24 protein-coding genes are annotated in these 25,149 nt (G+C 63.3%); 9 read left to right on the top strand and 15 right to left on the bottom strand.

The features are described from left to right. Positions 1 to 11 precede the first annotated feature (11 nt). From LC343_RS06325 to LC343_RS06270, 12 genes are all read right to left on the bottom strand, one after another. Positions 12 to 1,064: a sn-glycerol-3-phosphate import ATP-binding protein UgpC gene (locus LC343_RS06325; RefSeq protein ID WP_223476267.1), complete on the bottom strand. Its 1,053-nt coding sequence runs from the start codon at positions 1,062 to 1,064 to the stop codon at positions 12 to 14. Between the two features lie 10 nt (positions 1,065 to 1,074). Next, the gene (gene ugpE, locus LC343_RS06320) at positions 1,075 to 1,917 is read right to left on the bottom strand and encodes a sn-glycerol-3-phosphate ABC transporter permease UgpE (RefSeq protein WP_223476266.1); all 843 of its coding nucleotides are present in this window, start codon (positions 1,915 to 1,917) and stop codon (positions 1,075 to 1,077) included. Positions 1,918 to 1,927: 10 nt separating this feature from the next. Continuing rightward, positions 1,928 to 2,809 carry an ABC transporter permease subunit gene (locus tag LC343_RS06315; RefSeq protein WP_223476265.1) on the bottom strand — a complete coding sequence of 294 codons (882 nt, stop codon included), beginning with the start codon at positions 2,807 to 2,809 and terminating at the stop codon, positions 1,928 to 1,930. Positions 2,810 to 2,879: 70 nt separating this feature from the next. Continuing rightward, complete coding sequence (locus tag LC343_RS06310; protein WP_223476264.1) at positions 2,880 to 4,172, bottom strand: extracellular solute-binding protein; 1,293 nt, start codon at positions 4,170 to 4,172, stop codon at positions 2,880 to 2,882. Positions 4,173 to 4,456: 284 nt separating this feature from the next. Further along, entirely contained in the window at positions 4,457 to 6,370 is a 1,914-nt protein-coding gene (locus LC343_RS06305) for a tetratricopeptide repeat protein (protein ID WP_223476263.1), read from the bottom strand. Between the two features lie 97 nt (positions 6,371 to 6,467). After that, positions 6,468 to 6,638 carry a CsbD family protein gene (locus tag LC343_RS06300; protein WP_223476262.1) on the bottom strand — a complete coding sequence of 57 codons (171 nt, stop codon included), beginning with the start codon at positions 6,636 to 6,638 and terminating at the stop codon, positions 6,468 to 6,470. A 164-nt stretch (positions 6,639 to 6,802) separates the two neighbouring features. After that, entirely contained in the window at positions 6,803 to 8,443 is a 1,641-nt protein-coding gene (gene groL / locus LC343_RS06295; protein ID WP_223476261.1) for a chaperonin GroEL, read from the bottom strand. Between the two features lie 63 nt (positions 8,444 to 8,506). Next, a complete protein-coding gene (gene groES, locus LC343_RS06290; protein ID WP_223476260.1) occupies positions 8,507 to 8,803 on the bottom strand; it encodes a co-chaperone GroES in 297 nt (98 codons plus the stop codon). A gap of 130 nt (positions 8,804 to 8,933) precedes the next feature. Next, positions 8,934 to 9,332: a hypothetical protein gene (locus LC343_RS06285; protein WP_223476259.1), complete on the bottom strand. Its 399-nt coding sequence runs from the start codon at positions 9,330 to 9,332 to the stop codon at positions 8,934 to 8,936. A gap of 126 nt (positions 9,333 to 9,458) precedes the next feature. Beyond that, positions 9,459 to 10,958, bottom strand: a complete 1,500-nt coding sequence (locus LC343_RS06280) for a pilus assembly protein TadG-related protein (RefSeq protein WP_223476258.1) — start codon at positions 10,956 to 10,958, stop codon at positions 9,459 to 9,461. A 10-nt stretch (positions 10,959 to 10,968) separates the two neighbouring features. After that, positions 10,969 to 11,568, bottom strand: coding sequence for a TadE/TadG family type IV pilus assembly protein (locus tag LC343_RS06275; RefSeq protein WP_223476257.1), 600 nt, complete (start codon positions 11,566 to 11,568; stop codon positions 10,969 to 10,971). 7 nt (positions 11,569 to 11,575) lie between these two features. Continuing rightward, positions 11,576 to 12,139, bottom strand: coding sequence for a TadE/TadG family type IV pilus assembly protein (locus tag LC343_RS06270; protein WP_223476256.1), 564 nt, complete (start codon positions 12,137 to 12,139; stop codon positions 11,576 to 11,578). A gap of 208 nt (positions 12,140 to 12,347) precedes the next feature. Here LC343_RS06270 and LC343_RS06265 point away from each other — a divergent pair, with 208 nt between their 5' ends. The 6 genes from LC343_RS06265 to LC343_RS06240 all read left to right on the top strand — a co-directional run bounded on the left by LC343_RS06265 (position 12,348) and on the right by LC343_RS06240 (position 19,653). Then, on the top strand, positions 12,348 to 13,202 hold the full coding sequence (locus tag LC343_RS06265) for a TIGR01459 family HAD-type hydrolase (protein ID WP_238484185.1): 855 nt from the start codon (positions 12,348 to 12,350) through the stop codon (positions 13,200 to 13,202). A gap of 12 nt (positions 13,203 to 13,214) precedes the next feature. Then, the gene (locus LC343_RS06260; RefSeq protein ID WP_223476255.1) at positions 13,215 to 14,204 is read left to right on the top strand and encodes a bifunctional riboflavin kinase/FAD synthetase; all 990 of its coding nucleotides are present in this window, start codon (positions 13,215 to 13,217) and stop codon (positions 14,202 to 14,204) included. A 2-nt stretch (positions 14,205 to 14,206) separates the two neighbouring features. Beyond that, positions 14,207 to 14,920, top strand: coding sequence for an SDR family NAD(P)-dependent oxidoreductase (locus LC343_RS06255; protein ID WP_223476254.1), 714 nt, complete (start codon positions 14,207 to 14,209; stop codon positions 14,918 to 14,920). Continuing rightward, positions 14,917 to 15,675, top strand: a complete 759-nt coding sequence (locus LC343_RS06250) for an SDR family NAD(P)-dependent oxidoreductase (RefSeq protein WP_223476253.1) — start codon at positions 14,917 to 14,919, stop codon at positions 15,673 to 15,675. Before LC343_RS06255 ends, LC343_RS06250 begins: the two co-directional genes overlap by 4 nt. Positions 15,676 to 15,881: 206 nt before the next feature. Continuing rightward, positions 15,882 to 18,929, top strand: a complete 3,048-nt coding sequence (ileS, locus tag LC343_RS06245; RefSeq protein WP_223476252.1) for an isoleucine--tRNA ligase — start codon at positions 15,882 to 15,884, stop codon at positions 18,927 to 18,929. Between the two features lie 151 nt (positions 18,930 to 19,080). Further along, positions 19,081 to 19,653, top strand: a complete 573-nt coding sequence (locus LC343_RS06240) for a thioredoxin domain-containing protein (RefSeq protein ID WP_223476251.1) — start codon at positions 19,081 to 19,083, stop codon at positions 19,651 to 19,653. Between the two features lie 4 nt (positions 19,654 to 19,657). Here the strand turns inward: LC343_RS06240 and LC343_RS06235 are convergent, their stop codons facing one another. Beyond that, positions 19,658 to 20,089: a nucleoside deaminase gene (locus LC343_RS06235; protein ID WP_223476724.1), complete on the bottom strand. Its 432-nt coding sequence runs from the start codon at positions 20,087 to 20,089 to the stop codon at positions 19,658 to 19,660. Between the two features lie 101 nt (positions 20,090 to 20,190). On the opposite strand from LC343_RS06235, the gene LC343_RS06230 reads away from it, so the two are divergent. The 3 genes from LC343_RS06230 to LC343_RS06220 are packed head-to-tail and all read left to right on the top strand — an operon-like array spanning position 20,191 to position 23,296. After that, positions 20,191 to 21,837 (top strand): pseudouridine synthase, encoded by a 1,647-nt coding sequence (locus LC343_RS06230; protein WP_223476250.1) that lies wholly within the window; start codon positions 20,191 to 20,193, stop codon positions 21,835 to 21,837. 6 nt (positions 21,838 to 21,843) lie between these two features. After that, positions 21,844 to 22,422, top strand: coding sequence for a 16S rRNA (guanine(966)-N(2))-methyltransferase RsmD (gene rsmD / locus LC343_RS06225; RefSeq protein WP_223476249.1), 579 nt, complete (start codon positions 21,844 to 21,846; stop codon positions 22,420 to 22,422). Further along, entirely contained in the window at positions 22,406 to 23,296 is an 891-nt protein-coding gene (locus LC343_RS06220; RefSeq protein WP_223476248.1) for a patatin-like phospholipase family protein, read from the top strand. The genes rsmD and LC343_RS06220 overlap by 17 nt, the downstream gene beginning before the upstream one ends. On the opposite strand, the gene LC343_RS06215 is transcribed toward LC343_RS06220, so the two are convergent. Together LC343_RS06215 and LC343_RS06210 are read right to left on the bottom strand one after the other, a co-directional pair. Further along, positions 23,297 to 24,721 (bottom strand): MATE family efflux transporter, encoded by a 1,425-nt coding sequence (locus tag LC343_RS06215; RefSeq protein ID WP_223476247.1) that lies wholly within the window; start codon positions 24,719 to 24,721, stop codon positions 23,297 to 23,299. 9 nt (positions 24,722 to 24,730) lie between these two features. After that, complete coding sequence (locus LC343_RS06210; RefSeq protein ID WP_223476723.1) at positions 24,731 to 25,147, bottom strand: VOC family protein; 417 nt, start codon at positions 25,145 to 25,147, stop codon at positions 24,731 to 24,733. Positions 25,148 to 25,149 lie beyond the last annotated feature (2 nt).

The following is a 25,149-nucleotide window of genomic DNA, read 5'->3' as shown; positions in this document are numbered from 1 at the left end:
TTTGCTCGGCCTCAGATCCGCCGGCCGGAATCCGGATCGAACAGGTGCAGACGGTGGGGATCGAGGGTGATGGACAGCCGGTCCGACAGGGGCGCGCCGGACGGCAGCGATAGCGCAAGCCGCTCATCGGTCAGCCGGCCATGCACGAGCCGGCTTGCGCCGAGCTCCTCGACATAGTCGATCGCCATTTCGACGTGACCGTCCCCATTGCCGGAAGCAAGGGCCATGTCCTCGGCACGGACGCCCAGCGTCAGAGGTCCGTTCGGCACCTCGGCGCCGTTCATCGTGACCGTCTGGTCCCCGATGACGAGACGGCCGCCTTCGCCGCGCGCCGCGATCAGGTTCATTGCGGGAGAGCCGATGAAGCTTGCGACGAAGGCCGACTGCGGTGCGCGATAGACCTCGAGCGGCGTGCCGATCTGTTCGACATGGCCGCCATTGAGAACGACGATGCGGTCGGCCATCGTCATGGCTTCGAGCTGATCATGCGTGACGTAGATCGATGTCGTGGCGAGACGCCGTTGCAACTGCTTGATCTCGCCGCGCATCTGGACACGCAACTTGGCGTCGAGATTGGACAGCGGCTCGTCGAACAGGAAGGCGGCCGGCTCGCGCACGATGGCGCGGCCCATGGCGACTCGCTGGCGCTGCCCGCCCGATAGTTGCCGCGGCTTGCGGTCGAGATACTGGTCGAGTTCGAGGATCCTGGAGGCTTCCGCGACGCGCTTGTCGATTTCGGCCTTGGGGGTGCCGCGGTTCTTCAGCCCGTAGGCGAGGTTCTGGCGCACCGTCATGTGCGGGTAGAGGGCATAGTTCTGGAAAACCATGGCGATGTCGCGCTCGGCCGGTTCCACCTCGTTGACGGTCCGCTCGCCGATCCGGATCGTGCCCTCGGTGACGCTCTCCAGCCCGGCCACCATGCGCAGCAGTGTGGATTTGCCACAGCCCGACGGGCCGACAAGGACGATGAACTCGCCGTCCTCGATGGCGATGGAGACGGAGTTCACCGCTCGCACGTCGCCGGCATAGGATTTGCTCACATTCTCGATGGTGACTTGCGCCATGTCTTCGGTCTCACTTGTCGCTTTCGGTCAGGCCCTTGATGAACCAGCTCTGGAAGATCACGACGATCAGAACCGGTGGCAGCATCGCGAGGATCGCGAGCGCGAATGCCTGGTTGTACTCGGGGATCTGGCTGCCGACCCAGACGAGCAGGATCTGCTTGATGCCGCGCACGAGCGTGTAGAAGCTCTCCTCGTTGGTCATCAGCATCGGCCAGAGATACTGGTTCCAGCCATAGACGAACATGATGATAAAGATCGCCGCGATCATCGTCTTGGAGAGCGGGACCAGGATGTCGATGAAGAACTTGAACGGCCCGGCGCCGTCGATGCGCGCCGCCTCCAGCAATTCGTCGGGCACGGACTTGAAGAACTGGCGGAAGAAGAAAGTTCCCGTGGCCGACGCCAGAAGCGGCACGATCAGCCCGGTATAGGTGTTGACGAGGCCGAGCTTGGTCATCACGTCGTAGGAGGGCAGGATACGCACTTCCAGCGGCAGCAGCAGCGTGGTGAAGATCATCCAGAAGAAGATCACTCCCATGCGGAAGCGAAAATACACGATCGCGTAGGCGGCCAGCATCGACAGCACGATCTTGCCGACGGCGAAGCCGACGCCGAGGATGAAGGAATTCATGACCATGCGCGCGCCGGTGACCTCGCCTGTGAAGCCGCCCTTTTTCGTCAGCATCTCGTGATAGGTGTCGGTGAAATGGCCGCCCCAGGTCACCTGCAGCCCGTGCAGATGGACATCGAGTGCGTCGTGCGTCGATGTCATGAAGGCCACCACCACGGGCGCCATCATTATGAAGACGCCGAAGAGCAGGATCAGGTGGTCCACGACCTTTGTCTTGTGCATGATCAGGCCCTCAATTGTAGTGGACGCGCCGCTCGATGAAGCGGAACTGGAAAACGGTGAGAAGCAGGACGATCAGCATCAGGATGACGGACTGGGCGGCCGAGCCGCCGATGTCGTTGCCGCGGAAGCCGTCCATGTAGACCTTGTAGACGAGCGTGATCGGGTTGTTGGCCGCCTTGTCCTTCACGATCACATCGATGATGCCGAACGTGTCGAACAGCGAATAGGTCATGTTGATGATCAGAAGGAAGAACGCAGTCGGCGCCAGCAGCGGCAGGGTCACTGTCCGAAATCGGCCGAGACGCGAGCGGTTGTCGATCGCGGCGGCCTCGCGCACGGAGACAGGGATGCCCTGCAATCCGGACAGGAAGAAAATGAAATTGTAGGGGATCTGTTTCCAGACGGCGACGACGATCATCGCGAATGCCGTGTCGACATAGTCGATGCCGACTTTCATGTCCCATCCGAACCAGGCGGCCATGGTGACGAAGGGGCCGATATGCTGGTCGAAGAACATCATGCCGATCAGGCCGGCCACCGGTGGCGCGATCGCGTAGACGCAGATCAGGAGCGTCTTGTAGGGCCCCGATCCGCGAATGACCGTGTCGGCGGTCGTGGCCAGCAGCAATCCGATCGACAGCGAGAAAACCGTCACAAGGATCGTGAAGACCACGGTGAAACGGGCGATCTGTTGATAGTGGCTGGATTTGAACGCCTCGAGATAGTTGTCGAAACCGACGAAGGTCGCGCCGAAACCGAACGGGTCCTCAAGATAGAAGGACGACTGGATCGCCTGTACGGACGGCCAGTAGAAGAAGATGAAGACCACCGTCATCTGCGGCAGCAGGAACAGGTAGGGCAGGTATGGCGAGGAGAACTGGACGCGCTTCATGCGGGCTTTCCGGAGGGGATGATCCGGGAGCGCGAGGCCCCCGGATCGACTATTTTTCGGGAAACCGGACTTAGCCGGCGGTCTTGGCGAAGCGCGCCAGAAGGGCGTTGCCTTCTTCCTCGATGGTCTTCATCGCGTCCTCGACGGTGGTCTCGCCGGCGAAGATGCGATTGTATTCGCGTTCCATGACTTCACGGATCTGCGGGTAGAAGCCCATGCGATAGCCCTTGGACCATTCGCCGCCCGGCAGCGAAAGCTGCTGGATGCCGACTTCGGCGATCGGCTTTTCCTCGTAGTAGCCGTCTTCCTTGGCCAACTCGTAGGCGGCCTTGGTGATCGCGACATAGCCGGTGGACTGGTGGTAGAAATACTGGATTTCGGCCGATGTCAGGAACTGGAAGAAGTCGGCCGAGCACTTGTTTTCCTCATCCGACTTGCCGGACATCGCGAAGAGAGCCGCGCCGCCGATGAAGGAGTTGGTGCCGGCGCCCTCGATGGAGTCCCAATAGGGCAGGAAGGTCGCCGAGAACGGCATCTGCGCGGAGCTCTGCAGGCCGCCGAACGAGCCCGACGAACCGATCCACAGCGCGACCTTGTCTTCCTCGAACGGCTTCTGGTTGTCGGACCAGCCGGCGCCGAAATATCCGAAATATCCGTTGTCGTACCAGTCCTTCAGCTTTTCGTACATCATGACATGCTCGGGCGCGGTGACGTTGAGAGTCGTGCCCTGAACGGAGTCGTAGCCGTTGTTGTTGCTGGCGAACTGCAGGTTGTTGCGCGAGAAGAAGTTCTCCGTGAATTCCCACGTCAGCTGCGACTGGACGAGCGGGATGTAGCCGGCTTCCTTCAGCGCGGGGGCGATCGTCTCGAACTCTTCCCAGGTCTTCGGGGCTTCGACGCCGGCTTTTTCGAGGGCGGCGGTGTTGATGTACATGATCGGCGCCGACGAGTTGAACGGCATGCCGACGAACTTGCCGTCGGCGTCGGCGTAGAAGTAGCGAACGCCCTCGATGAAGGATTCGCGGTCGAACTCGTAGCCGGCCTGGGTGATCAGGTCTTCCGCGGGGATCGCCGCGCCGTTGGCGTTGATGATCGTGGCGGCGCCGGCGTCGAAGACCTGAAGGATGTTCGGCTGCTCGCCGGACCGGAAGGCGGCGATGCCGGCGGCGAGCGCTTCCTCGTAGGTGCCCTTGGAAACCGGAGTCAGCGAACAGGCGTCCTGCGCCGCGTTGAACTTCTCGGCGATCTGGTTGATCACTTCCTGGTTCTTGCCGCCCATGCCGTGCCACCAGGTGATGTCTGTGGCGAAAGCATGCGCGGACGTGGACAGCAGCAGCGAGGCTGCAAGGATATTGCGGATCATCTGAAATCTCCTGGGTTCCGTTTCGGGAGTCGAAACGATGCAAGCCGCGTAGGAGAATCCGGTGAAGCCTTCTTGACCGTTCGGTGAAAAATCAGTGACAGCGCATGAAATGGCGGGGATAGTCGAAAGCAAAAAGGCCGGGCTTGCGCCCGGCCTTTCCGTGAAATGGATGCTGTAAGCGCTTGGCCTACATCATCCCGCCCATTCCGCCCATGCCGCTGGGGCTGAACTTCGTGCTGCTGGCGGGCGTGTTCGGCGTGCCGATCCCGGGGTTCTAGGGGCGGTCAGTCGAGCGCGTCGAGCTTGGCCTGGATGCGGGCGCGGACTCTTGTTGCCTTTTCGAAATTGTAGGGCATGTGCTCCGGATCGAAGACGCGCAGCGCCGCGTCGAGGTGGTCCAGCGCCGCTTGCAGATGCGGGCGCGGATCGGTGCAGGTGTCGTGATCGGCGAGGGCTTCCTCGGCCAGCGCCATGTTCTCGCGCGTCATGGCCCAGTCCACGGGATGGTCCGTCTCGGTGCGGACGCGCAGGGCGGCGCGATAGGCGTCGACGGCCTCGGCGATGAGGGCCGCGCCGTCCGCCCCGCCGGTGCGCGCGCCCTGATCGTACAGGGCGACGGCGAGGTTGTTCTGGGTCGTCGCCCATTGCACGGGATGGTCCGTCTCGGTGTAGACGCGCAGGGCTGCGCGGTATGCGTCGACGGCCTCGGCGATGAGGGCCGCGCCGTCCGCCCCGCCGGTGCGTTCGCCCTGATTGCGGAGGGCGTTTGCGAGGTTGTTCTGGGTCATGGCCCAGTCCACGGGATGGTCCGTCTCGGTATAGACGCGCAGGGCTGCGCGGTAGGCGTCGATGGCCTCTGCGATGAGGGCCGCGCCGTCCGCCCCGCCTGTGCGCGTGCCCTGATTGCTGAGGGCGACTGCGAGGTTGTTCTGGGTCATGGCCCAGTCCGCGGGATGGTCCGTCTCGGTGTAGACGCGCAGGGCGGCGCGGTATGCGTCGATGGCCTCGGCGATGAGGGCCGCGCCGTCCGCGCCGCCGGTCCGCGCTCCCTGAATTTTCAGGGCGTTGGCGAGTGCGACATGCGCGTCTGCCCAGATAGAACCCTTTTCGCCTTTTGTTTCGACGATGGCGATAGCCGACCGCTTCATGTCGATTGTTCGCAGAAAACCGGTTCCGCCAAACCGTAGCGCGTTTTCCGCAAGGCGATGGTCGTAGGTCAGCCGCCGTGCCGGTTCACGCGGATCAATCGCCGCGAAACTGTCAGCTGCAGCGGAGATCATCCGATAGGCTTCGTCCACCCGGCCGCGCAGCAGCGCGTTGTCGGCACGCAGGTCGGCGGTCTTTGCAGCGATATCGAGCTCGGTCGCATGTACCATCGACAGAAGGTTCTCGACCTCCTCGAGATCGAGCCGCTCCGCCGCCTCCTGCGCCGCCGCCTTGAGATTGCCGAGGCTGGCGATGCGCTCGTCGATCATGTCGATCTGCGCCTTGTAGTTGCGGTATTCCTCTGCCTTGGCCTCAAGAAGTGCGCGCAGATCGGCGTCCCCGATTTCGAACACGCGGTCGATCTCGAATCGGCTGGCGAGCGCTTCCAATTGATCGCGATTGGCCTTGCCGAGCGCCCCGACATGGGTCAACGCTTGGGCTACCGACCCGAACTGCCTTTCAAGGCCCTCGATGCCCGCCTTGATCGTCTGCGCGTCGGCGAGCACCTGCTTGCGGAAAGCGGGGGCGAGTTCGTTGGCGAATTGCGGGTCTGCCAGCAGCCTTTCCAGCAGGTGGCCGACGATCCGCTTGAACGGGCCGATATGATCGGGGTTGCTGTGTTCCTTGTCGGTCAGGCGAGCGGCCATCATTTCCACCAGAGCGGCGCTGTCGTGTCCGGCTTCCATGATGCGCTGCGGGGAGGGAAGACTCGCCTCGATCATTTGCGGGATCAGGCGGCGTGTGTCGTCGTTCAGGCCCGGTTCCGCGAGCTTCTTTTGAAGCTCCGATCCCAACTCCTCGGCAAGGCGCTTCGTCGCGGCGGGCAGGCGCTTGCTGATTTCACGATAGGAGAGAAAGCCGCCAACTGCTGCTCCCGCCCCGGCGATCATGCCGGTGGCGCTCGCCAGTCCGCCGATGCAGACCAGCAGATTGGCCGAATGCGCTATGGAATCGGGATCCTTGAAAATCGTCCTGCCCTCCGCCTCAACCATAGGTAGGCAGAGAAAATGCCGAGCACAAGAATAGACGATGGTCGAAAAAGAAAAGGCCGGGCACAGGCCCGGCCGAAATTGAGCGGCGAATTCCGTCTTACTTCACGGCGTCCTTGGCGTCGCCATAGGCCTTCTGGACCTTGCCCTTGGCCTTGTCGAGCTTGCCGGAGGCCTGCATCTTCTTGTTGCCGGTCGCCTTGCCGACGCCGTCCTTGACGGCGCCTTTTGCCTGTTTGGCCGCGCCCTTAACCTGATCCATGTTTGCCATCGTCTGTCTCCGTGATGACCACGCACTTGCTGTGCGCACTGATCAACATGCCAGGCGGATTTTGGTTCCGGCGGCGGCCATCACGAATTGTGTCTTGAGCGCAAACGAAAAAGGCCGGGCTTGCGCCCGGCCTTTCCGTGAAATGGATGCTGTAAGCGCTTGGCTTACATCATGCCGCCCATTCCGCCCATGCCGCCCATGTCGGGCATGCCGCCGCCAGATTCCTTCTTCGGAAGTTCGGCGATCATGGCTTCGGTGGTGATCAGCAGGCCGGCGATCGAGGCCGCGTCCTGAAGGGCGGTGCGCACGACCTTGACCGGGTCGACGATGCCCATCTTGATCAGGTCGCCATATTCGCCGGTCTGGGCGTTGAAGCCGAAGGTCAGCGAATCCTGCTCGAGGATCTTGCCGACAACGATCGAGGCTTCGGCGCCAGCGTTGGTCGCGATCTGGCGGGCCGGAGCCTGCAGAGCGCGGCGAACGATGCTGATGCCGGCTTCCTGGTCGGCATTGACGCCGGAGGCCGACAGACCCTTGGAGGAGAGCAGCAGAGCGGTGCCGCCGCCGGGAACGATGCCTTCTTCGACGGCCGCGCGGGTCGCGTTGAGGGCGTCGTCGACGCGGTCCTTCTTCTCCTTCACCTCGACTTCGGTCGCACCGCCGACGCGGATGACGGCAACGCCGCCTGCGAGCTTGGCAAGGCGCTCCTGGAGCTTCTCGCGGTCGTAATCGGAAGAGGTCTCTTCGATCTGGGCCTTGATCTGGTTGACGCGGCCTTCGATCTCGGAAGCTTCACCGGCGCCGTCGACGATGGTGGTTTCTTCCTTGGTGATCGAAACTTTCTTGGCGGTGCCGAGCATGTCGAGCGAGACATTCTCGAGCTTGATGCCGAGGTCTTCGGAGATGACCTGGCCGCCCGTCAGGATGGCGATGTCTTCGAGCATGGCCTTGCGGCGATCGCCGAAGCCCGGAGCCTTGACGGCAGCGATCTTCAGGCCGCCACGCAGCTTGTTGACCACGAGCGTGGCCAGTGCCTCGCCTTCGACGTCTTCCGCGATGATGAGCAGCGGACGCGAGGACTGAACGACGGATTCGAGGATCGGCAGCATGGCCTGCAGGTTGGAGAGCTTCTTCTCGTGCAGCAGGATGTACGGATCTTCGAGATCGGCGATCATCTTTTCCGGATTGGTCACGAAGTAAGGCGACAGGTAGCCGCGGTCGAACTGCATGCCTTCGACGACTTCGAGTTCGGTCTCGGCGGTCTTGGCTTCCTCGACCGTGATCACGCCTTCATTGCCGACTTTCTGCATCGCTTCAGCGATCATGGAGCCGATTTCGGACTCGCCATTGGCGGAGATGGTGCCAACCTGGGCGACTTCCTCGGAGGTGTTGATCTTGGTGGCCTTCTTCTGAAGGTCGGCGACGACTTCGGCAACGGCGAGGTCGATACCGCGCTTCAGGTCCATCGGGTTCATGCCGGCGGCAACGGCCTTGTGGCCTTCCTGAACGATCGACTGCGCCAGAACGGTCGCGGTCGTGGTGCCGTCACCGGCGATGTCGTTGGTCTTGGACGCGACTTCGCGCAGCATCTGCGCGCCCATGTTCTCGAACTTGTCTTCGAGTTCGATTTCCTTGGCGACCGATACGCCGTCCTTGGTAATGCGCGGTGCGCCGAAGGACTTGTCGATAACGACGTTGCGGCCTTTCGGGCCGAGCGTGACTTTCACGGCATCGGCGAGAATGTTCACGCCGTCCAGCATGCGCTCGCGCGCCGTGCGGCCGAATTTCACTTCTTTAGCGGACATATTCTATACTCCCGGGCAATCTGCCCATTCTGTCTGTCTTGAGAAAACGATCGGGAAAGCGGTTTAGCCGACGATACCCATGATGTCGGATTCCTTCATGATCAGGAGATCCTGGCCGTTCAGCTTGACTTCGGTGCCGGACCACTTTCCAAACAGGACGCGGTCGCCAGCCTTAACGTCGAGCGGCTGGACCTTGCCGTTTTCGTCACGGGCACCCGCACCGACGGAAACAACTTCGCCTTCCGACGGCTTTTCCTTGGCGCTATCCGGGATGATGATGCCGCCTGCGGTCTTCTCCTCGGATTCGACGCGACGCACGACAACACGGTCGTGCAGCGGACGGAAATTCACATCTGCCATTGACTTGAACCTTTGATACGTTGGCTTTGATTATTCTGGCACTCACTCCTCATGAGTGCTAGCGAGCCGGAGATAGTGATGTGCTGCGCGGGTGTCAAGGTGCGCGGCGCCGCTGTTGGCGTTTCCGGAGCTAGCCGCCGCTCCCGACGGTCACGGTCACCGGGCGGTGAAAGGTTTCCGGCAGGACGACGCCGCCAAGCGTCAATCGCGTCATTGCAGTGACACTGGCCGACATGCGGCCGTCATGCGTGCGCCGGAACCGTGGTGCCGATGTATATTGGCCTTCGGGAAGTTCAAGGGTGGATGCGTAAAGCTGGTTAGCGCGATCCGCGTCAAACCGGCCATCAGCCGACAGCGATGCCTCGACCGCTGCCGACAATGCGACCGACGCCTGTTTCGTTGTGCCCTCGATGCGAGGGACGTCGACTGCCAGTGCCAGCCCCATTATCACCGGAACGGCGACGAGGCTCATGGCCACGTTGAAATTGCCGCCGGCATGCTTCGCGAAATTCTCGCGTTTCACCATCATGGTGTATGCCCCTAACATTCCAGCGCAATTGCTGGCGGGGTCTCGATAACGCCTGAATGTTTATGGCCGGTGAAATCCGGTGGTTAAAATTGTTCCCAACCGGGATTTTCCAACCGAAAATCCGCCTCACTCGATGATACGCAGTTTCGAAAGCTCCGCGCCAATCGTGCCGAAGGCGTTCTCCAGTTCGGTCTGGCTCGGTGCGTGGTAATACTTTCCGGGGTCGGAAGCGCAGTCCTGGAAGATCTGCTTGGTGCTCGAACTCGGGCTTGATCCGAAGGTCACCGTATAGATGATGACGTCCTGGCCCTTCGCGGTCGTGCACAGGGACTTCAGCCGCGTGTCGATGATGCCCTTGGCGTTGTTCGCGTTGTTCGTTTCGAAGATCGCATTCGCCTGGCTTTCGCCAAGACGGCCATAGCCGGTGTAGTCCGACTTGCCCGGATGGGCCTCGTTCGGCCCGGCATCGCTCGGCAGATCGTAGAACAGGTTGTCGCCGTCGGTCATGATCATGATCGCCTTGCGCCAGCGCGGGCTGTCCCACAATGTCGCGCCGGTTTTCGGATCGAGTTCCGTGCTTTCGGTAAAGGGTTCTCCCGGAGAAAGCGTGCGAATGCCCCATGCCATGCCGATGTCGCCGAGCGTGCCGCCGCGGTTCCAGGCGGAAAGCGCATCGACGGCCGCATCGACATCCGCATAGGAGTTGGTCAGCGGCAGGATCGGCGTCGGACAGCCGATATTGGGGCCGGTGATACCGTTGGAATTGTAGGAGCCGCCCGGATAGATCGTCGAGTCGTCGTCAAGGTCGTAATCGTTGTCGACCGACGGCTCCCAGAAGAACGGATACCACTTCTCGACGTCGGGACCGGTGTCGGCGATGGAGTTGGCGCCGCTGCGCTCCCTGACGCAGCCTTTCCACTTGTCCTTGTCGTCGGAACGCAGCCCGTAGCTGTGCGTCCCGACGATGCTGTCGGCGACGGAACCCACATTGACCGTGGACGCGTAGGGAACGATGGACACGCGCAGATCGGCCGGCTCGGCTTCGCCGTCGAAGATCGCGTCGACCAGGATATCGGATGCGCTGCGCAGCGACGCGATCTTGCTGCCGCTCCACATCGATCCGGTATTGTCGAGCACGAGACTGACGAGCAGGCCGCCGCCTGCGCGCTTGACCTTCGTGCGCACCGAAACATGCACCTCGCTGACCTGCAGGATGGACATGAAAAGCGTCTGCATCGTCGCCGAACCATCGACCGTGATGACGTCGCCGGTAACCGCGGTGGAAACGGTGTCGAGCGAGGCGTCGGCGAGCGAGAAGTTGTTGGTGACGAATTTGCCGGCGAGCGCGTCGAGCGTCGGCTTGTCCTGATAGACGGTGGCGACGGCAAGCGCCGCGGCATCCACGGCCGATTGCAGGTGATAGCGGGTCAACAGGAAACGCGATCCGTCGATGGACAGGCCGACCGAGGCGAGCAGCGGGATCAGCAGAAGCGCGAAATTGACCGCCATCGCGCCGCGCCGGTTTTCGCGCATGGCCCGAAGGCGGGCGAACAGGCCCGTCGCGCGGTTCGCGGGATCGCTTGCTCTTTCTCTTTTCCTGTCGATCGCCATGGCGGTTGCTTTCACTGTGTGCCCGTCACTCGGGCGGGATGAAATCCCAGTTCTGGTCGTATTCGGAGATCGCACCGTCCATGGCGATGGCCCGCGTTTCGCGGGGACGGAACCATGCGGTCGAGGTGAGGGTGCGGCTGGTCGATGACCAGACGTAGTTGAACGGGCTGGAGTAACTCATTTTCGCCTCGAACCTGATCACGGTGTCGGCCGGCAGTCCCATGCCCGCCGCGCCGGAGGCGTCCGCCGTCAGCGTCGCGCCGCCGGCCGACCGCGTCCACAACAGGGTCGGCGTGTTGTCGGCCTTGAACCCGATGCTGGAGACATTGATTTCGAGGCTCTTGTTCGGATCGAACCCGACGATCATCTGGTCCGACGCGTTGAGTATGGTCGTGATCGACGAACTGGTGAGCGTCGGTTCGCGGGCAAGCAGGTCGCCCGATTGGTGGACGTAGCGCAGGAACTGGTCCTCGGTGGCGTGCTCGACATAGACTTCGGCCAGGCCGAAGGCGAGCACCAGCATGATTGGCGACAACAGGATGAACTCCATCGCCGCGACACCGCGCCGGTCGCCGCCGAAGCGGCGGAGAAGAACTGCGATGCGATGTCCCCCAAGCCTGCTCATGACGCCCTCAGAACGGCTCGTTCTTGAAGATGGAAAAGCCGACCACGATCACCGGGTCGCCATCGGGCTGCAGGATGTCCGCGAGGAACGGCGTGTAGAAATTGTGGATGGCCGACGCCCGCATGGCTGTGATCTTCGCCGAGCCGCCCGGCTGAAAAATGAAATTGGTCGGCTTGCCGTTCGCGTCGAACTTCGCGGTCGGAAAAACGACGTCGGCGACCGTGTTGAAGTACCGCACATCCAGATAGACCTCGGCGCAATTGAAGAAGAGCGAGGCGTCGGAGCAGACGCCGGCGTCGAAATCCTGTTTGGGGTGCGCGCTTTTCTGCAGTTCGCCGGTTTGAATGTTGCGGCCGGCCTGATGCAGGACGAATTTCAGGTGGCTCTGCTTGTAGTAGTAGATCGAGGTTTCGATGATCGCGAAGATGAGCAGCAGGAAAACGGGCGTGATCAGGCCGAATTCCAGTGCAGTCGCGGCGTGCGTGTTCGTCCGGTACCCGCGGATTGCCTGGCGGGCACGGCGTAAGGTTTGCGCAAAGCCCGAGCGGCGTTTCACGCGCTTGATGTTCATCGGTCACGGCGTCCATTTACGGAGCCGTTTCTATCAGCGCTTGATTGGCACCCGGTTCACGCGCCCGGGCTCATTTTTGCCGGCGGATTTACCGCTCGTTAGCCATGGGTTTGCGCGCGAGAAGTCGAACGCCACGCGCGACGGCTTCCCTTTGGGCTGGAAAGGTTCTAATTCGGCCAGCGCGCGTGACGCAAACGGGATAGAACTTTTGGCCATTCGGGTACTGGACAAGCTGGCGGATATCACCGGCGAGTATGATGCGATTTTTTGCGACGTCTGGGGCGTGCTGCATAATGGCGTGCGGTCGTGGACGCCCGCATGGAAGGCGCTTGCGGCGGAACGCGAGAAGGGCAAGGCGGTCGTGCTGATCACCAACGCCCCGCGTCCGAAAGGGCCGGTCTCGGAACAACTCGCGACCCTCGGCGTGCCGGGGGAAGCCTATGACGACATCGTCACGTCGGGCGATGTCACGCGGGCGCTGATCGGCGAGAACGCGCGGATGATCTTCCACATCGGCCCCGACCGCGACATGTCGCTCTATGACGGGCTCGACGTCGAGCCGGTCGAGGAGCGCGAGGCCGCGGCCGTTGTGTGCACCGGTTTCTTCGACGACGAGACGGAAACGCCGAAGGACTATCACGAGATGCTGCAGCGCCTGCGGGCCCGCAACCTGCCTTTCATCTGCGCCAATCCCGACATCGTCGTGGAACGCGGTGACCGGCTGGTCTATTGCGCCGGCGCGCTGGCCAAGGATTTCGGCCTGATGGGCGGTCGCACGCTTATCGCGGGCAAGCCGCACGCGCCGATCTATCGCGAGGCGATGGCCCGCGCCGCCACTGCGCTGGGCCGCGAGGTCGAGCCGTCGCGGGTGCTCGCAATCGGCGACGGAATGACCACGGACGTCAAGGGCGCGATGGATTTCGGGCTAGATCTGCTGTTTATCTCCGACGGAATCCATGCGCGCGAATACGGCACGCCCGGCAATCCCGACCCGCAGCGCCTCGCCGACCACCTCGACGGTTTCGGCGCACATCCGGTCGCCACGATGACCAAACTGGCCTGAACGGAGCGGCATGTGACGTTTCGGTTCCCCTCTTCGAAGGAGCTTCCGGCGGCGCTGCGCGGCAGTGTCGTTGCGATCGGCAATTTTGACGGCGTCCATCGCGGTCATCAGTCCGTACTCGAAACCGCGCTGGGCTTTGCCCGTGATCATGGCTGTCCCGCCCTCGTGCTGACCTTCGAGCCCCATCCACGGCAGCTTTTCCAGCCGGACCGGCCGCTGTTTCGCATCACGCCCGCGCCGATGAAGGCCGACATTTTGCGCGAACTGGGTTTCGACGGCGTGATCGAAATGCCGTTCACCAAGGAATTCGCTCGGCTGACCGCTGACGAGTTCGTCGATGGCGTATTGCTGGAAGATCTCGCCGTCCGCCAGGTCGTTACCGGTTTCGACTTCCATTTCGGGCGCAACCGCCAGGGCGGACCGGCCTTCCTGATGGAGGCGGGCGAGACACGCGGTTTCCACGTGACCCTGGTCGATGCCTACCGGGACGCAAACGCGGAAGTCGTCTCGTCGAGCCGGGTGCGCGAGAAGCTCCAGCAAGGCGATATCTCCGGTGCGAACGGACTTCTCGGCTACCATTACCGCGTCGAGGCGGAAGTCGTCCGCGGCAAGCAACTGGGGCGCACGCTGGGCTATCCGACGGCCAACATGGTTCTGGCCGGCGACGCCGCATTGCGACACGGCATCTACGCCGTGCGCTTCATGCGCGGGGACGGGCGCATTCATGACGGGGTGGCCAGTTTCGGCCGCCGCCCGACGGTTGAATCCGACGGCGAAGCGCTTCTCGAAACCTTCGTGTTCGACTTCAACGAACAGATCTACGGCGAGACCTGCACGGTGGCTTTCTGCGCTTTCCTGCGCGGAGAGGAGAAGTTCGATACGATCGATGCCTTGACGGTCCAGATGAGAAAAGACGAGGAAGCCGCGCGCTCGATCCTCTCTGCTCTCGAGCCGATCGGTCCCCTCGACGCCGCCCTTACCTTCGACGCCCCGGAAGACTGATCATGGCGCGACGCACCATACTCGTGACCGGCGCGACGGACGGTATCGGCTTGGCGCTCGTCCGCCGGCTTGCCGGCCGTCATGACGTGATCGCGACCGGCCGCCGCGAACCGGGCAAGGTGCGCGACCTGTTTCCCGAAAGCGTGCATTACGTGCGCGCCGACCAGAGCGACCCGAAGGCCGCCGCGCAGGCGCTTGGCAGGGGGCTGCTGGAGCATAACGTGACGAAGCTCGATCACGTGGTGCTGAACGCGGCCACCGGCCATGCATCCGCTCCACAGGACGAGACGCCGGATACGCTGCGCGACACGCTGGACGTCAATCTCGCCGGCACGCTCGCCATGGCGCATATTCTTTATTCGTGGCTCAGGCGCGGCAATGGACAGCTGACACTGATCGGGTCCACCGCGCGCAAGGGCGCGCCGCAATTCGCCTGCTACGCGGCCTCCAAGGCCGGACTGCACGGGCTGGCCCGGGCACTGGAAGAAGAATGGCGCGGAACGGTCCGCGTCGTGATTCTGCATCCCGGCCCGACCATGACCGGCATGCAGGAAAAGGTCGGCCTCAAGCTTGGCTGGGCGCACAAATGGTTCATCCGCCCGGACGACATGGCGGCGATGATCGAGGCTGCGATCCGTGCCGGAAAGACGCCGCGAACCCTTTCTTTCATGCAATATCTGTCGGGTGCCGCGGTGCTGGGAAGGACGATCCGTTGACCGCGACCGGAAAAGCGCTGGTGACCGGCGGCAATGCCGGGCTCGGACGGGCGTTCTGCGCGGCCCTTTGCGACGAGGGTTACGCGGTGACGACCCTCGACCAGACCGCCCCCGACGGCTTCGTGCCATGGACCCATCGCATGTGCGACCTGTCGGACCATGCGAAACTCGACGCCGCGATCGTCAATCTTGCCGCCGTGGGCCCATTCGACGTCGTTGTCCTGAATGCCGGGATTTCCGCGACCGGGCGCTTCCAGGCGATTCCGCTCGACGCGCATCTGAAATTGCTGTCGGTCAACACCGAGGCGCCGCTGGTGCTGTGCGCCGGTCTTGCCGCGCGCGGTGCGCTGGCGCCGGGTGGCCGGGTGATCTTCGTTTCGTCGCTTTCGCACTGGACCGGCTATCCGGGGGCCGCCAGCTATGCGGCATCCAAGGATGCGATCGCGGCCTATGCCAAATCGATCCGCAAACCGTTCCGCAAGGCGTTCGGCGTGCGCGTTTCCTGTGCTTTTCCCGGACCGCTGCGCACGCGCCATGCCGCCCGGCACGCACCGAAGGGCGCCAGCGCCGCGCATCGCATGGAACCGGATTTGGCGGCGGGACTGATCCTGAAAAGCGCAAAGCGCGGTTTCGCGACGATCCTGCCTGGCAACCGGGCAAAGATGGCCGCGCTGGCCGGGTGGCTGTTGCCGCGTGCGGCTACGCGGTTCATGGGGCGGACGGTCTTTCGCAAGCTGGATCGCGAGGTGTGGTGATTTGGCTCTTTATTCGCGCCGGTGCTGTTGCTAAAAGCCGCGCCATGACCACGGCCCGTTTCGCCATCATCCGAATTATTGGCCCGGCCTGCCGCTGACACGCGCCGCAGGACCGGGAAGCCGCGCAATTTTTTCGCGCACCCCTAGCCTTTTTCCGCTAATGACCGCTGCAATCTCTCCGCGCAGCATGAAACGAATGCAAACGAATGACCGATTCCGCCGATAACCAGACGCTGGACTATTCCAAGACACTCAACCTGCCGCAGACCGATTTCCCGATGCGCGCCGGCCTCCCCAAGAAGGAGCCGGAACTCGTCGCGCGTTGGCAGGAGATGGACCTCTACAGGAAGCTGCGCGATGACGCGAAGGACCGCCCGCGCTACGTGCTTCACGACGGCCCGCCCTATGCCAACGGCAACATCCATATCGGGCACGCGCTCAACAAGATCCTCAAGGACGTCATCACGCGCTCCTTCCAGATGCGCGGCTATGATTCCAACTACGTGCCCGGCTGGGACTGCCACGGCCTGCCGATCGAGTGGAAGATCGAGGAGCAGTATCGCGCCAAGGGCAAGAACAAGGACGAGGTACCGGTCAACGAGTTCCGCAAGGAATGCCGAGACTTCGCCGACCACTGGATCAAGGTCCAGTCGGAGGAGTTCAAGCGCCTCGGTATCGAGGGCGACTTTGACAATCCCTACACGACGATGAATTTCCACGCGGAGTCGCGCATCGCCGGCGAACTGCTGAAATTCGCCATGTCCGGCCAGCTCTATCGCGGCTCGAAGCCGGTCATGTGGTCGGTCGTCGAGCGCACCGCGCTGGCCGAGGCCGAGGTCGAGTATCAGGAGTACGAGTCCGACACGATCTGGGTCAAGTTCCCGGTTGCCGAGTTCGACGAGGAGAAGTTCCACCGCATTCGGGATCGGAAAACCACGGAACTTGAGAAGCGTTTTGAGGTCGGCGAGGGCGCTTATGCCGAACAGGCCGGGCACGTCACGGAGGACATGCTGGATGTCGTCGCGCAGTTGCGCGATGCGAGCATCCTCATCTGGACGACGACGCCCTGGACAATACCGGGCAACCGCGCGGTCGCATTCGCGAAACTGAACATCGCTTATTCGCTGTACGAGGTGGCGGAGGCCGAGAACGACTTCGGGCCGCAGCCCGGGGAGAAGGTGGTCATCGCCGACCGCCTCGCGGACGGTTGCGCTGAAAAGGCGAAGCTGAAGCTCAACCGCCTCGCCAAGGTCGACAACATCCTGTTGGAATGCCTTACGCTGGCTCACCCGCTCAAAGGTCTCGCCGGTGGCTACGAATTCGATGTTCCGCTGCTGGTCGGATCCCATGTGACCGAGGACGCCGGCACGGGCTTCGTCCACACCGCTCCGGGTCACGGCCGCGAGGACTTCGACGTCTGGATGGAGAGGGCGCCGCTGCTCGCGGCACGCGGTATCGACACGATGATCCCGTTTACGGTCGATGACGCTGGCTATTTCACCAAGGACGCGCCGGGTTTCGGACCGGACCGTGAAGGCGGACCGGCACGCGTCATCGACGACAAGGGCAAGAAGGGCGATGCCAACAAGGTGGTCATCGAAGCCTTGATAGCTGCCGATCGGCTTTTCGCCCGTAGTCGCCTGAAGCACGAATATCCGCATTCCTGGCGCTCCAAGAAGCCGGTGATCTTCCGCAATACGCCGCAATGGTTCGTCCACATGGACATGGATCTCGGCGACGACACGACGCTGCGTTCGCGCGCGCTGAAGGCGATCGACGACACCCGCTTCGTGCCGGCGGGCGGCCAGACGCGTCTGCGCGCCATGATCGAGGACCGGCCCGATTGGGTTCTTTCGCGCCAGCGCGCCTGGGGCGTGCCGATCTGCGTCTTCGCCGACGAGGACGGAAACGTGTTGAAGGACGAGGCGGTCAACGCCCGTATCCTCGAAGCCTTCGAGGAAGAGGGCGCCGATGCGTGGTTCGCCGAGGGCGCCAAGGAGCGCTTCCTCGGCAACGAACACGATCCGGCGAAATGGACACAGGTCACCGACATTCTCGATGTCTGGTTCGATTCCGGCTCGACACATGCCTTCACGCTGGAAGACCGTCCGGACCTGAAATGGCCGGCTGACGTCTATCTGGAAGGCTCGGACCAGCATCGCGGCTGGTTCCATTCCTCGCTGCTGGAGAGTTGCGGCACCCGCGGCCGCGCGCCTTACGACACCGTCATCACCCATGGCTTCACCATGGCCGAGGACGGCAAGAAGATGTCGAAATCGCTCGGCAACAACGTCACGCCGCAAGACGTGATGAAGGATTCCGGCGCCGATATCCTGCGCCTCTGGGTGATGAACACCGACTACTGGGAAGACCAGCGTCTCGGCAAGGCGATCCTGCAGACCAACATCGACGCCTATCGCAAGATGCGCAACACGATCCGCTGGATGCTCGGTACGCTCGCTCACGACGAGGGCGAGAGCGTCGAATATGCCGACATGCCGGAGCTGGAGAAATATATCCTGCATCGGCTCTGGGAGCTCGATAACGTCGTCAACAATGGCTACGAGGCCTTCGACTTCAAGAAGATCTCGCGCCAGGTCCACGACTTCATGGTGCTCGAACTGTCGGCCTTCTATTTCGACATCCGCAAGGACGCGCTCTACTGCGATGCGCCGTCGAGCAAGCGCCGCAAGGCCGCGTTGCAGGTCGTCCATCACATCTTCGACCGGGTCGTGACCTGGCTTGCGCCGATGTTGCCTTTCACGATGGAGGAAGCGTGGCTGTCGCGCTATCCCGACGCCGTGTCGGTGCATTTGGAGCAGTTCCGCAAATGCCCGCCGGAATGGCGCAATGACGATCTTGGATCCAAGTGGAAGAAGGTTCGCCAGGTGCGCCGGACGGTAACCGGCGCGCTGGAGATCGAGCGAAAGGAAAAGCGCATCGGCTCCTCTCTCGAAGCCGCACCTTTCGTTCATGTGACCGACGATGCGCTGCGCGCGGCGATCGAGGATGTCGACATGGCCGAAATCAGCATCACGTCCGGCATCTCGGTTTCGCCGAAGCCGGGTCCGGACGAGGCTTTCACGATTCCCGAGGTTCCGGGGGTTGCGGTGGTTCCCGCGCTTGCCAAGGGCACGAAATGCGCCCGTTCTTGGCGCGTGACGCAGGATGTCGGCTCCGACCCGGAATTCCCGGATGTGTCGGCGCGCGATGCGGCGGCGCTGCATGAACTCAAGGCGCTCGGAAAGCTGTGACGTGCATTGGCGATGGGTGTGGCCGAAGGGCCGCACGCATTGCCGATTCCGTTGTTTTTCGTTAGACCACCATCAATTCGCCGGATTTACCGGTCAGCGCGGAAGCTGAATTCGACGAGACGCTTTCGACCAGGGGAATGGCAGAGCAGTGATGACAGACAGGAAATACCCTGTGCGGATAGCCGCCTTTGGAACGCTTGGAGCGGGCGTGCTTGCGCTTACGGGCTGCATGGGACCGACCTACGGGACCGACAAACCGGCGACTGCGCAGTTCCTCGACGACCTTTCCAGTTCGGTAAAGCTGAGCCGTGGCCAGCGCACCGTGATCGATTACAAGCCGCGTCCCGGCCTTGTCGAGCCGACCGACGCTTCGACCCTTCCGCCGCCTCAGACGAATATCGCCGAAGCATCGCCCGAATGGCCGGAATCGCCGGAAGAACGTCTTGCCCGCATCCGCAAGGAAGTGGACGAGGGACGGTATCTGCCGAACCTTTCCAATACGAATGACCCGGACAAGCCGCTGCAGACCAATGTTCACCAGCGCGCCGCCGGCGCGCAGCGCGTCTATCTGACCGATCCGCCGTCGGAATACCGCCAGCCGGCGGAAACCGCGCCTTACGGTGAACTCGGCGAAACCGAGGCGACCAAGGAGCGTCGCCGCAAGAAGGCGGCGAAGGCCGGCGAAAACGGTGGCGGATGGCGCCGGTTCGTTCCCTGGCTCTAGGGGGCTAGCCGCGCCTTGCGGCAAAAAAGGATCTGAGCAGCCGCGACGCCTCGCCGTCTCCGATGTGCGGATAGATATCCGGCGCATGGTGGCAGGTCGGGCTTGAAAAGAAGCGCACTCCGGAAATCACGGCACCGCCCTTCGCGTCCTCGGCGGCGAAATAGAGCCGTCGGATGCGCGCAAACGAAATGGCGGCGGCACACATCGTGCAGGGCTCCAGCGTGACGTAGAGATCGCAGCCCTCGAGCCGCTCCTGTTCGAGATTTCCGCAGGCCTCGCGTATGGCCAGCAGTTCCGCGTGAGCCGTCGGATCGTTGAATTCGCGGGTCCGGTTTCCCGCCGAACCGACGACCGCTGCGTCACGAACCACGACAGCGCCCACCGGCACTTCGCCGCGCTCGCCGGCCGCGACGGCCTCGCGAATCGCCAGTTCCATGAAGCTCGGGGATTTCGCTCCCGCCGGTGTCTCGGACACAATTTCTCTCGCAACTCCGGCCCCTGCCTGATAGGGAGCCGTCGAACGAAGGCAAACAGCAAATGACGAATGAAGACAAGCCCCGCGGCCGTTCCGGAAAACCCGGCCCGGGTGGTGGCCCCCGAAGCGGGAAGCCCGGAGCGAAAGGCGATGCCGGCAAATCCGGCGCGCCGCGTTCGCGTGGCTTCAAGGATCGGACCGGCCAGGACGGTGGAGCCGGCGAGGGCAAAAGGGACGGCTTGAGGTCTCGCGGGTTCAAGGATGGGCCCGGCGGCGGCAAGCCGGCCGGCAAGTCTCGCGGCTTCAAGGATCGCCCGGACGGCACCGCGCCCTCGCGCGCTGGCGGCGATCGCCCGCGTCCATTCCGGGAGCGGCCTCGCCCTGACGGCGACGGCAAGCCGCGTGGATTTTCAAAGAGAGACGACCGTGATCGGCCCCCGCGCCGGGAGCATGCCGCGGGAGAGGGCGCGGAGCGTCACGACGACCGCGCGCCGGAGGCAGATGTGCCGGCAGAGGCCGAACCGGAACGGATTGCGAAATATCTCGCACGCGCCGGCGTCGCCTCACGCCGGGATGCCGAGCGCATCATCGAATCCGGCCGCGTCACACTGAACGGGACAAAGCTGGTCTCACCGGCGGTAAATGTTACCCCCAACGACGTTATTCTCCTCGATGGCGAGCCTATCCCGGAGATCGAGCGCACGCGGCTCTGGCTCTATCACAAGCCGGCCGGTCTCGTGACGACCAACCGCGATCCGGAAGGCCGCCCGACCGTTTTCGAGAACCTGCCGAAAGACATGCCGCGCGTTCTTTCGGTCGGCCGTCTCGACATCAACACCGAGGGGCTGCTGCTGCTCACCAACGATGGCGGCCTGTCGCGCATGCTCGAATTGCCGCAGACCGGCTGGCTGCGCCGCTACCGTGTACGCGCGCATGGCAAGGTCGATCAGAAGCGGCTCGACGAACTCAAGAACGGCATCGCTGTCGATGGCGTTTTCTACGGCGCGGTCGAGGCCGAACTCGAGCGCGAGCAAGGCTCCAATGTCTGGCTGACCGTCGGTCTGCGCGAGGGAAAGAACCGCGAGGTCAAGAACATCCTCGGCGCGCTCGGTCTCGACGTGAACCGCCTCATCCGCATTTCTTTCGGACCATTCCAGCTCGGTGATCTGCCGGAAGGCGCGGTGATGGAAATTCGGGGACGCACGCTGCGCGACCAGTTGGGCGATCGGCTGATCGCCGATGCCGGGGCCAATTTCGACGCACCGGTGCGCAAGCCGTTCACCAACAAGCCCGTTCGCGACGATGAGGGCGAGACACGGCTTGTGAAAGTGAAGAAGCGCGGCGATTGGGTCAGCGCGGATCCGGAGAGCGGCAAACCGCGTCGCGGCAAGGGCATGGGACGTGACGAGGCGCTGTCGCGCCTGGAGACCAGCCGGCCGCAGCGCGGCAAGGGACCATCCTCGCCGCGCGGTGAAACCGACAAGCAACGCCACGGGCGGGCATCCAATGTCTGGATGGCGCCGGGCGCGCGTCCGCAGGGCCGCAAGGCAAAGCCGGAACAAGGCGGAGCACCTGAAACAAAGCGAACCGGTGGTCCGGAGCGGCGGGGCGACAAGTCGCCAGAGTCCGGAAAACCGGGCGCGGGCGGTCGGCCTTCATCCGGTGCCGGTCCGCGCCGGCCGGGAAAGCCGCGCGGTCCGGGGAAATAGACCGCGATGCGGATCGTCGGTGGGAACTTTCGCGGCCGGGCGCTCGCCTCTCCGAAGGCGGGGTCGGCCTCGATCCGGCCGACGACGGACCGCACGCGCGAAAGCCTTTTCAACATCATCACACATGCCTGGCCGGAGAAACTGGACGAGACCCGCATTCTCGATCTTTTCGCCGGCACGGGCGCGGTCGGTTTCGAGGCCCTGTCGCGTGGCGCTGCCATGGCCCTTTTCATCGAGCAATCCGCGGAAGGGCGCGGCCTTATCCGCGCCAATATCGAGGCGTTGGGTTTGCAGGGACGCACGAAGCTGTTTCGAAGGGACGCGACGCGAATGGGCGAGATCGGCACGATGGAGCCTTTCGATTTCGTTTTTGCCGACCCGCCCTATGGCAAGGGGCTGGCCGAACGCGCGCTTGCTTCCCTGCATGATGGCGGTTGGCTGAAGCCGGGGGCGCTGGTGGTGGTGGAGGAAGCGGCGAACGCCGGATTCACCGCGCCACAAGGCTTTTCCCTTGCCGATACGCGCGATTTCGGCGACACCCGTATGTATTTCATGGTTGGCGAAAGCGATGAAGAAACCGGCTAGCAACGACCAGATGCCCGAGAGGCGCGCCTCCGGCGATCCGACGGTCGCGATTGCATTTGGCGGGGGCGGCGCGCGGGGGCTGGCTCATATCCATGTCATTCGCGCGCTCGACGAGATGGGTATTCGGCCGGTCGCGATAAGCGGCGCGTCGATCGGCGCGATCATGGGCGCGGCCATGTCGAGCGGGATGTCCGGCGACGACATTAAGGAATATGCGCTCGGCATGTTGACCAGCCGCGCCGATGTTCTGGCGCGCATCTGGCGGCTGCGCCCCGCCAGTCTTTCCGACATGGTCGATCGCGGTTTCCGGATCGGCCAGTTCGACGTCCAGCGTATCGTCCAGAACTTCATGCCCGAAACCATCCCGCATGATTTCGCCGCGCTCGGCATTCCTCTTTCGGTGATCGCGACCGATTATTACGGCCATCACGAGACGGTCTTCGCGGAGGGCGAATTGTGGTCGGCGCTGGCCGCCTCGGCGGCGATACCCGCGCTGTTTCGCCCGGTGCGCCGGGACGGCCGCATCTTCATCGATGGCGGCATCTTCAACCCGCTTCCCTACGATCATATCCTCGGCAAGGCCGACATCGTGGTCGGGATCGATGTCGTCGGCACGCCCCGCGGCGATCCGCGCCGGGTGCCCAAGCCGATCGACAGTCTCTACGGCACGTCGCAGCTCATGATGCGGTCGATCCTGAAGCTCAAGCTGAAGCTGCAGCCGCCGGACGTCTTCATACAGCCGCCCGTGTCCGATTACCGTGTCATGGACTTTCTCAAGGCGAAGCAGATCATCGGCGCGACCGCGCCTGTGCAGGATGAGGTCAAGCGCAAGCTCGAAAGCGCCATGGAGGCCGTCGCCAAAGAAACGGCCTGATCAGCCGAGCGTCGCCGCCTTGCCGGTGGAGAACGGCGAATTCGCGGTTGGCGGCGGTCCGGGCAGCCGGTCGTGGCCGGGCCCATCTCGATCCTCGATGGACGCGACAACCCTGAAACACAGGAAGACCGAGGCGATGCCGAAAACGACCGCGCCGAGCGCCCACCCGGCGATGACGCCGGTCGCGCCGTACCAGTGGGCGCCGAGCCAGACAAAGGGTATGACGCCCAATGTCGAGCGCCCCCAGTTGAGAATCGTCGAATAGAACGGGAAACCGAGATTGTTGAACGCCGCATTGGCGACGAAGAGTGCGCCGTTGAACAGGAAGCTCGCGCTCGCGAAAAGGCAGAAGAAGACGACGAGATCGTACGCCTCGCCCTCCGCGCGGAAAATCCCGGCGATGCCGTCGGCGAACAGCGCCAGCAGGCCCCAGACGACGAGGACATAGAGCGTCGTGAAGATCAGCGCGTCGCGCATGGTCTCGAATAGGCGATGATAGAGCTTCGCGCCGTAATTCTGACCGAGGATCGGCCCGACCGCGCCCGATAGCGAGAAGATCACGCCAAAGGCCACCGGGATCAAGCGCCCGATGATCGCCCAGCCGGCGACGGCGCCGTCACCGAAGGCCGCGATTTGCGCCGTCACATAGGCATTGCCGACCGGTGTGGCGATTTGCGTCATCACCGCCGGTCCGCCGATCGCGAAGAAGGGCCGGAATGCTGCGCCGAGCGCGGCCAGGTCAGGCATCCTGACCAGCCGGTGGACGATCGCCGCACCGTGCAGCCCGACCAACAAAAGGGCGAGGCGCGACAAGAGCGTCGACACGGCAGCGCCGGTGATACCGAGATCGAACCCGAAAATCAGGATCGGATCGAGGATAGCCGCCGCGACCCCGCCGGCCAGCGTGACATACATCGCGCGCCGGGCATCGCCGACGCCGCGCAAGATGCCGGTCGTGCACATGCCGACCGCGACGAGCGGCGTGGAGGGAAACACGATTCGCAGGAAACCGTCGGCGAGCTGTTTCGTCTCGCCACGCGCCCCGAGCATGCCCAGCAGTTCCGGAATGAATATCCAGGCTAGCGCGGCGATCGCCGTCATTGCGATGGCCATGTAGACGATCGCCGCGCCGCCCGATTTCGCGGCCTGCTCGCGATCGCCCGCTCCCAGAGCCCGCGAGACCAAAGCGCCCGTCGCGATCGTGAAGCCGATGGCCACCGAGACGGTGAAGAACATCAACGTCCCCGCATAGCCGATGGCCGCCGCCAGCTCGGCCTGGCCGAGCAGTGAGATGTAGAACAGGTTGAGCGCATCGACGGCAAAGACCGCGATCAGTCCGACGGAACCCGTCAGGGTCATCGTAACGACATGGCCCATCGTCGGGCCGGTCGTGAATTTGGCCCTGTCTTCGCCGGGAGCTGCCATGGGAAAATCCTAGTGCGCGAAAACGGCTTCGAGAGAGGCAAAACCCTTGAACTCGAGCGCGTTGCCCGAAGGATCGCGAATGAACAAGGTCGCCTGCTCGCCCGGCTCGCCCGCAAAGCGAACCATGGGTTTGTGCAACCAGTCTATCCCTTCGGCGGCTTCCAGGCGTTCCGCAAGTATTTTCCAGTCATGCATGGCGAGCACAACGCCGAAATGCGGGATCGGGACCGCCTTGCCATCGACGGCGCCGCTCGAACCGTCTCCTTGTGGGGCCGTGCGCAGATGCGCCGACATCTGATGGCCGAACAGGCTGAAATCCACCCAACTGTCCGAAGCGCGTCCGGGCTCACACCCGAGTACGTCGCAATAGAAGTGGCGCGTGGCCTCGAGGTCATCGACCGGGAACGCGAGGTGGAAAGGCGTCAATG

Origin of the sequence: Oricola indica, from assembly GCF_019966595.1 — a bacterium.
In the GTDB taxonomy this organism is placed as follows: domain Bacteria; phylum Pseudomonadota; class Alphaproteobacteria; order Rhizobiales; family Rhizobiaceae; genus Oricola; species Oricola indica.
Note: the sequence above shows the minus strand (reverse complement) of the source record. Positions and strands in the feature narration are given on the sequence as shown.

Excerpts from the sequence above, each read along its gene's own strand:
- LC343_RS06325 (WP_223476267.1), bottom strand. The coding sequence starts at position 1,064 with ATGGCGCAAGTCACCATCGAGAATGTGAGCAAATCCTATGCCGGCGAC.
- ugpE (WP_223476266.1), bottom strand. The coding sequence starts at position 1,917 with ATGCACAAGACAAAGGTCGTGGACCACCTGATCCTGCTCTTCGGCGTC.
- LC343_RS06315 (WP_223476265.1), bottom strand. The coding sequence starts at position 2,809 with ATGAAGCGCGTCCAGTTCTCCTCGCCATACCTGCCCTACCTGTTCCTG.
- LC343_RS06310 (WP_223476264.1), bottom strand. The coding sequence starts at position 4,172 with ATGATCCGCAATATCCTTGCAGCCTCGCTGCTGCTGTCCACGTCCGCG.
- LC343_RS06305 (WP_223476263.1), bottom strand. The coding sequence starts at position 6,370 with ATGGTTGAGGCGGAGGGCAGGACGATTTTCAAGGATCCCGATTCCATA.
- LC343_RS06300 (WP_223476262.1), bottom strand. The coding sequence starts at position 6,638 with ATGGCAAACATGGATCAGGTTAAGGGCGCGGCCAAACAGGCAAAAGGC.
- groL (WP_223476261.1), bottom strand. The coding sequence starts at position 8,443 with ATGTCCGCTAAAGAAGTGAAATTCGGCCGCACGGCGCGCGAGCGCATG.
- groES (WP_223476260.1), bottom strand. The coding sequence starts at position 8,803 with ATGGCAGATGTGAATTTCCGTCCGCTGCACGACCGTGTTGTCGTGCGT.
- LC343_RS06285 (WP_223476259.1), bottom strand. The coding sequence starts at position 9,332 with ATGATGGTGAAACGCGAGAATTTCGCGAAGCATGCCGGCGGCAATTTC.
- LC343_RS06275 (WP_223476257.1), bottom strand. The coding sequence starts at position 11,568 with ATGAGCAGGCTTGGGGGACATCGCATCGCAGTTCTTCTCCGCCGCTTC.
- LC343_RS06270 (WP_223476256.1), bottom strand. The coding sequence starts at position 12,139 with ATGAACATCAAGCGCGTGAAACGCCGCTCGGGCTTTGCGCAAACCTTA.
- LC343_RS06255 (WP_223476254.1), top strand. The coding sequence starts at position 14,207 with ATGGCGCGACGCACCATACTCGTGACCGGCGCGACGGACGGTATCGGC.
- ileS (WP_223476252.1), top strand. The coding sequence starts at position 15,882 with ATGACCGATTCCGCCGATAACCAGACGCTGGACTATTCCAAGACACTC.
- LC343_RS06240 (WP_223476251.1), top strand. The coding sequence starts at position 19,081 with ATGACAGACAGGAAATACCCTGTGCGGATAGCCGCCTTTGGAACGCTT.
- LC343_RS06235 (WP_223476724.1), bottom strand. The coding sequence starts at position 20,089 with ATGGAACTGGCGATTCGCGAGGCCGTCGCGGCCGGCGAGCGCGGCGAA.
- LC343_RS06230 (WP_223476250.1), top strand. The coding sequence starts at position 20,191 with ATGACGAATGAAGACAAGCCCCGCGGCCGTTCCGGAAAACCCGGCCCG.
- rsmD (WP_223476249.1), top strand. The coding sequence starts at position 21,844 with ATGCGGATCGTCGGTGGGAACTTTCGCGGCCGGGCGCTCGCCTCTCCG.
- LC343_RS06220 (WP_223476248.1), top strand. The coding sequence starts at position 22,406 with ATGAAGAAACCGGCTAGCAACGACCAGATGCCCGAGAGGCGCGCCTCC.
- LC343_RS06215 (WP_223476247.1), bottom strand. The coding sequence starts at position 24,721 with ATGGCAGCTCCCGGCGAAGACAGGGCCAAATTCACGACCGGCCCGACG.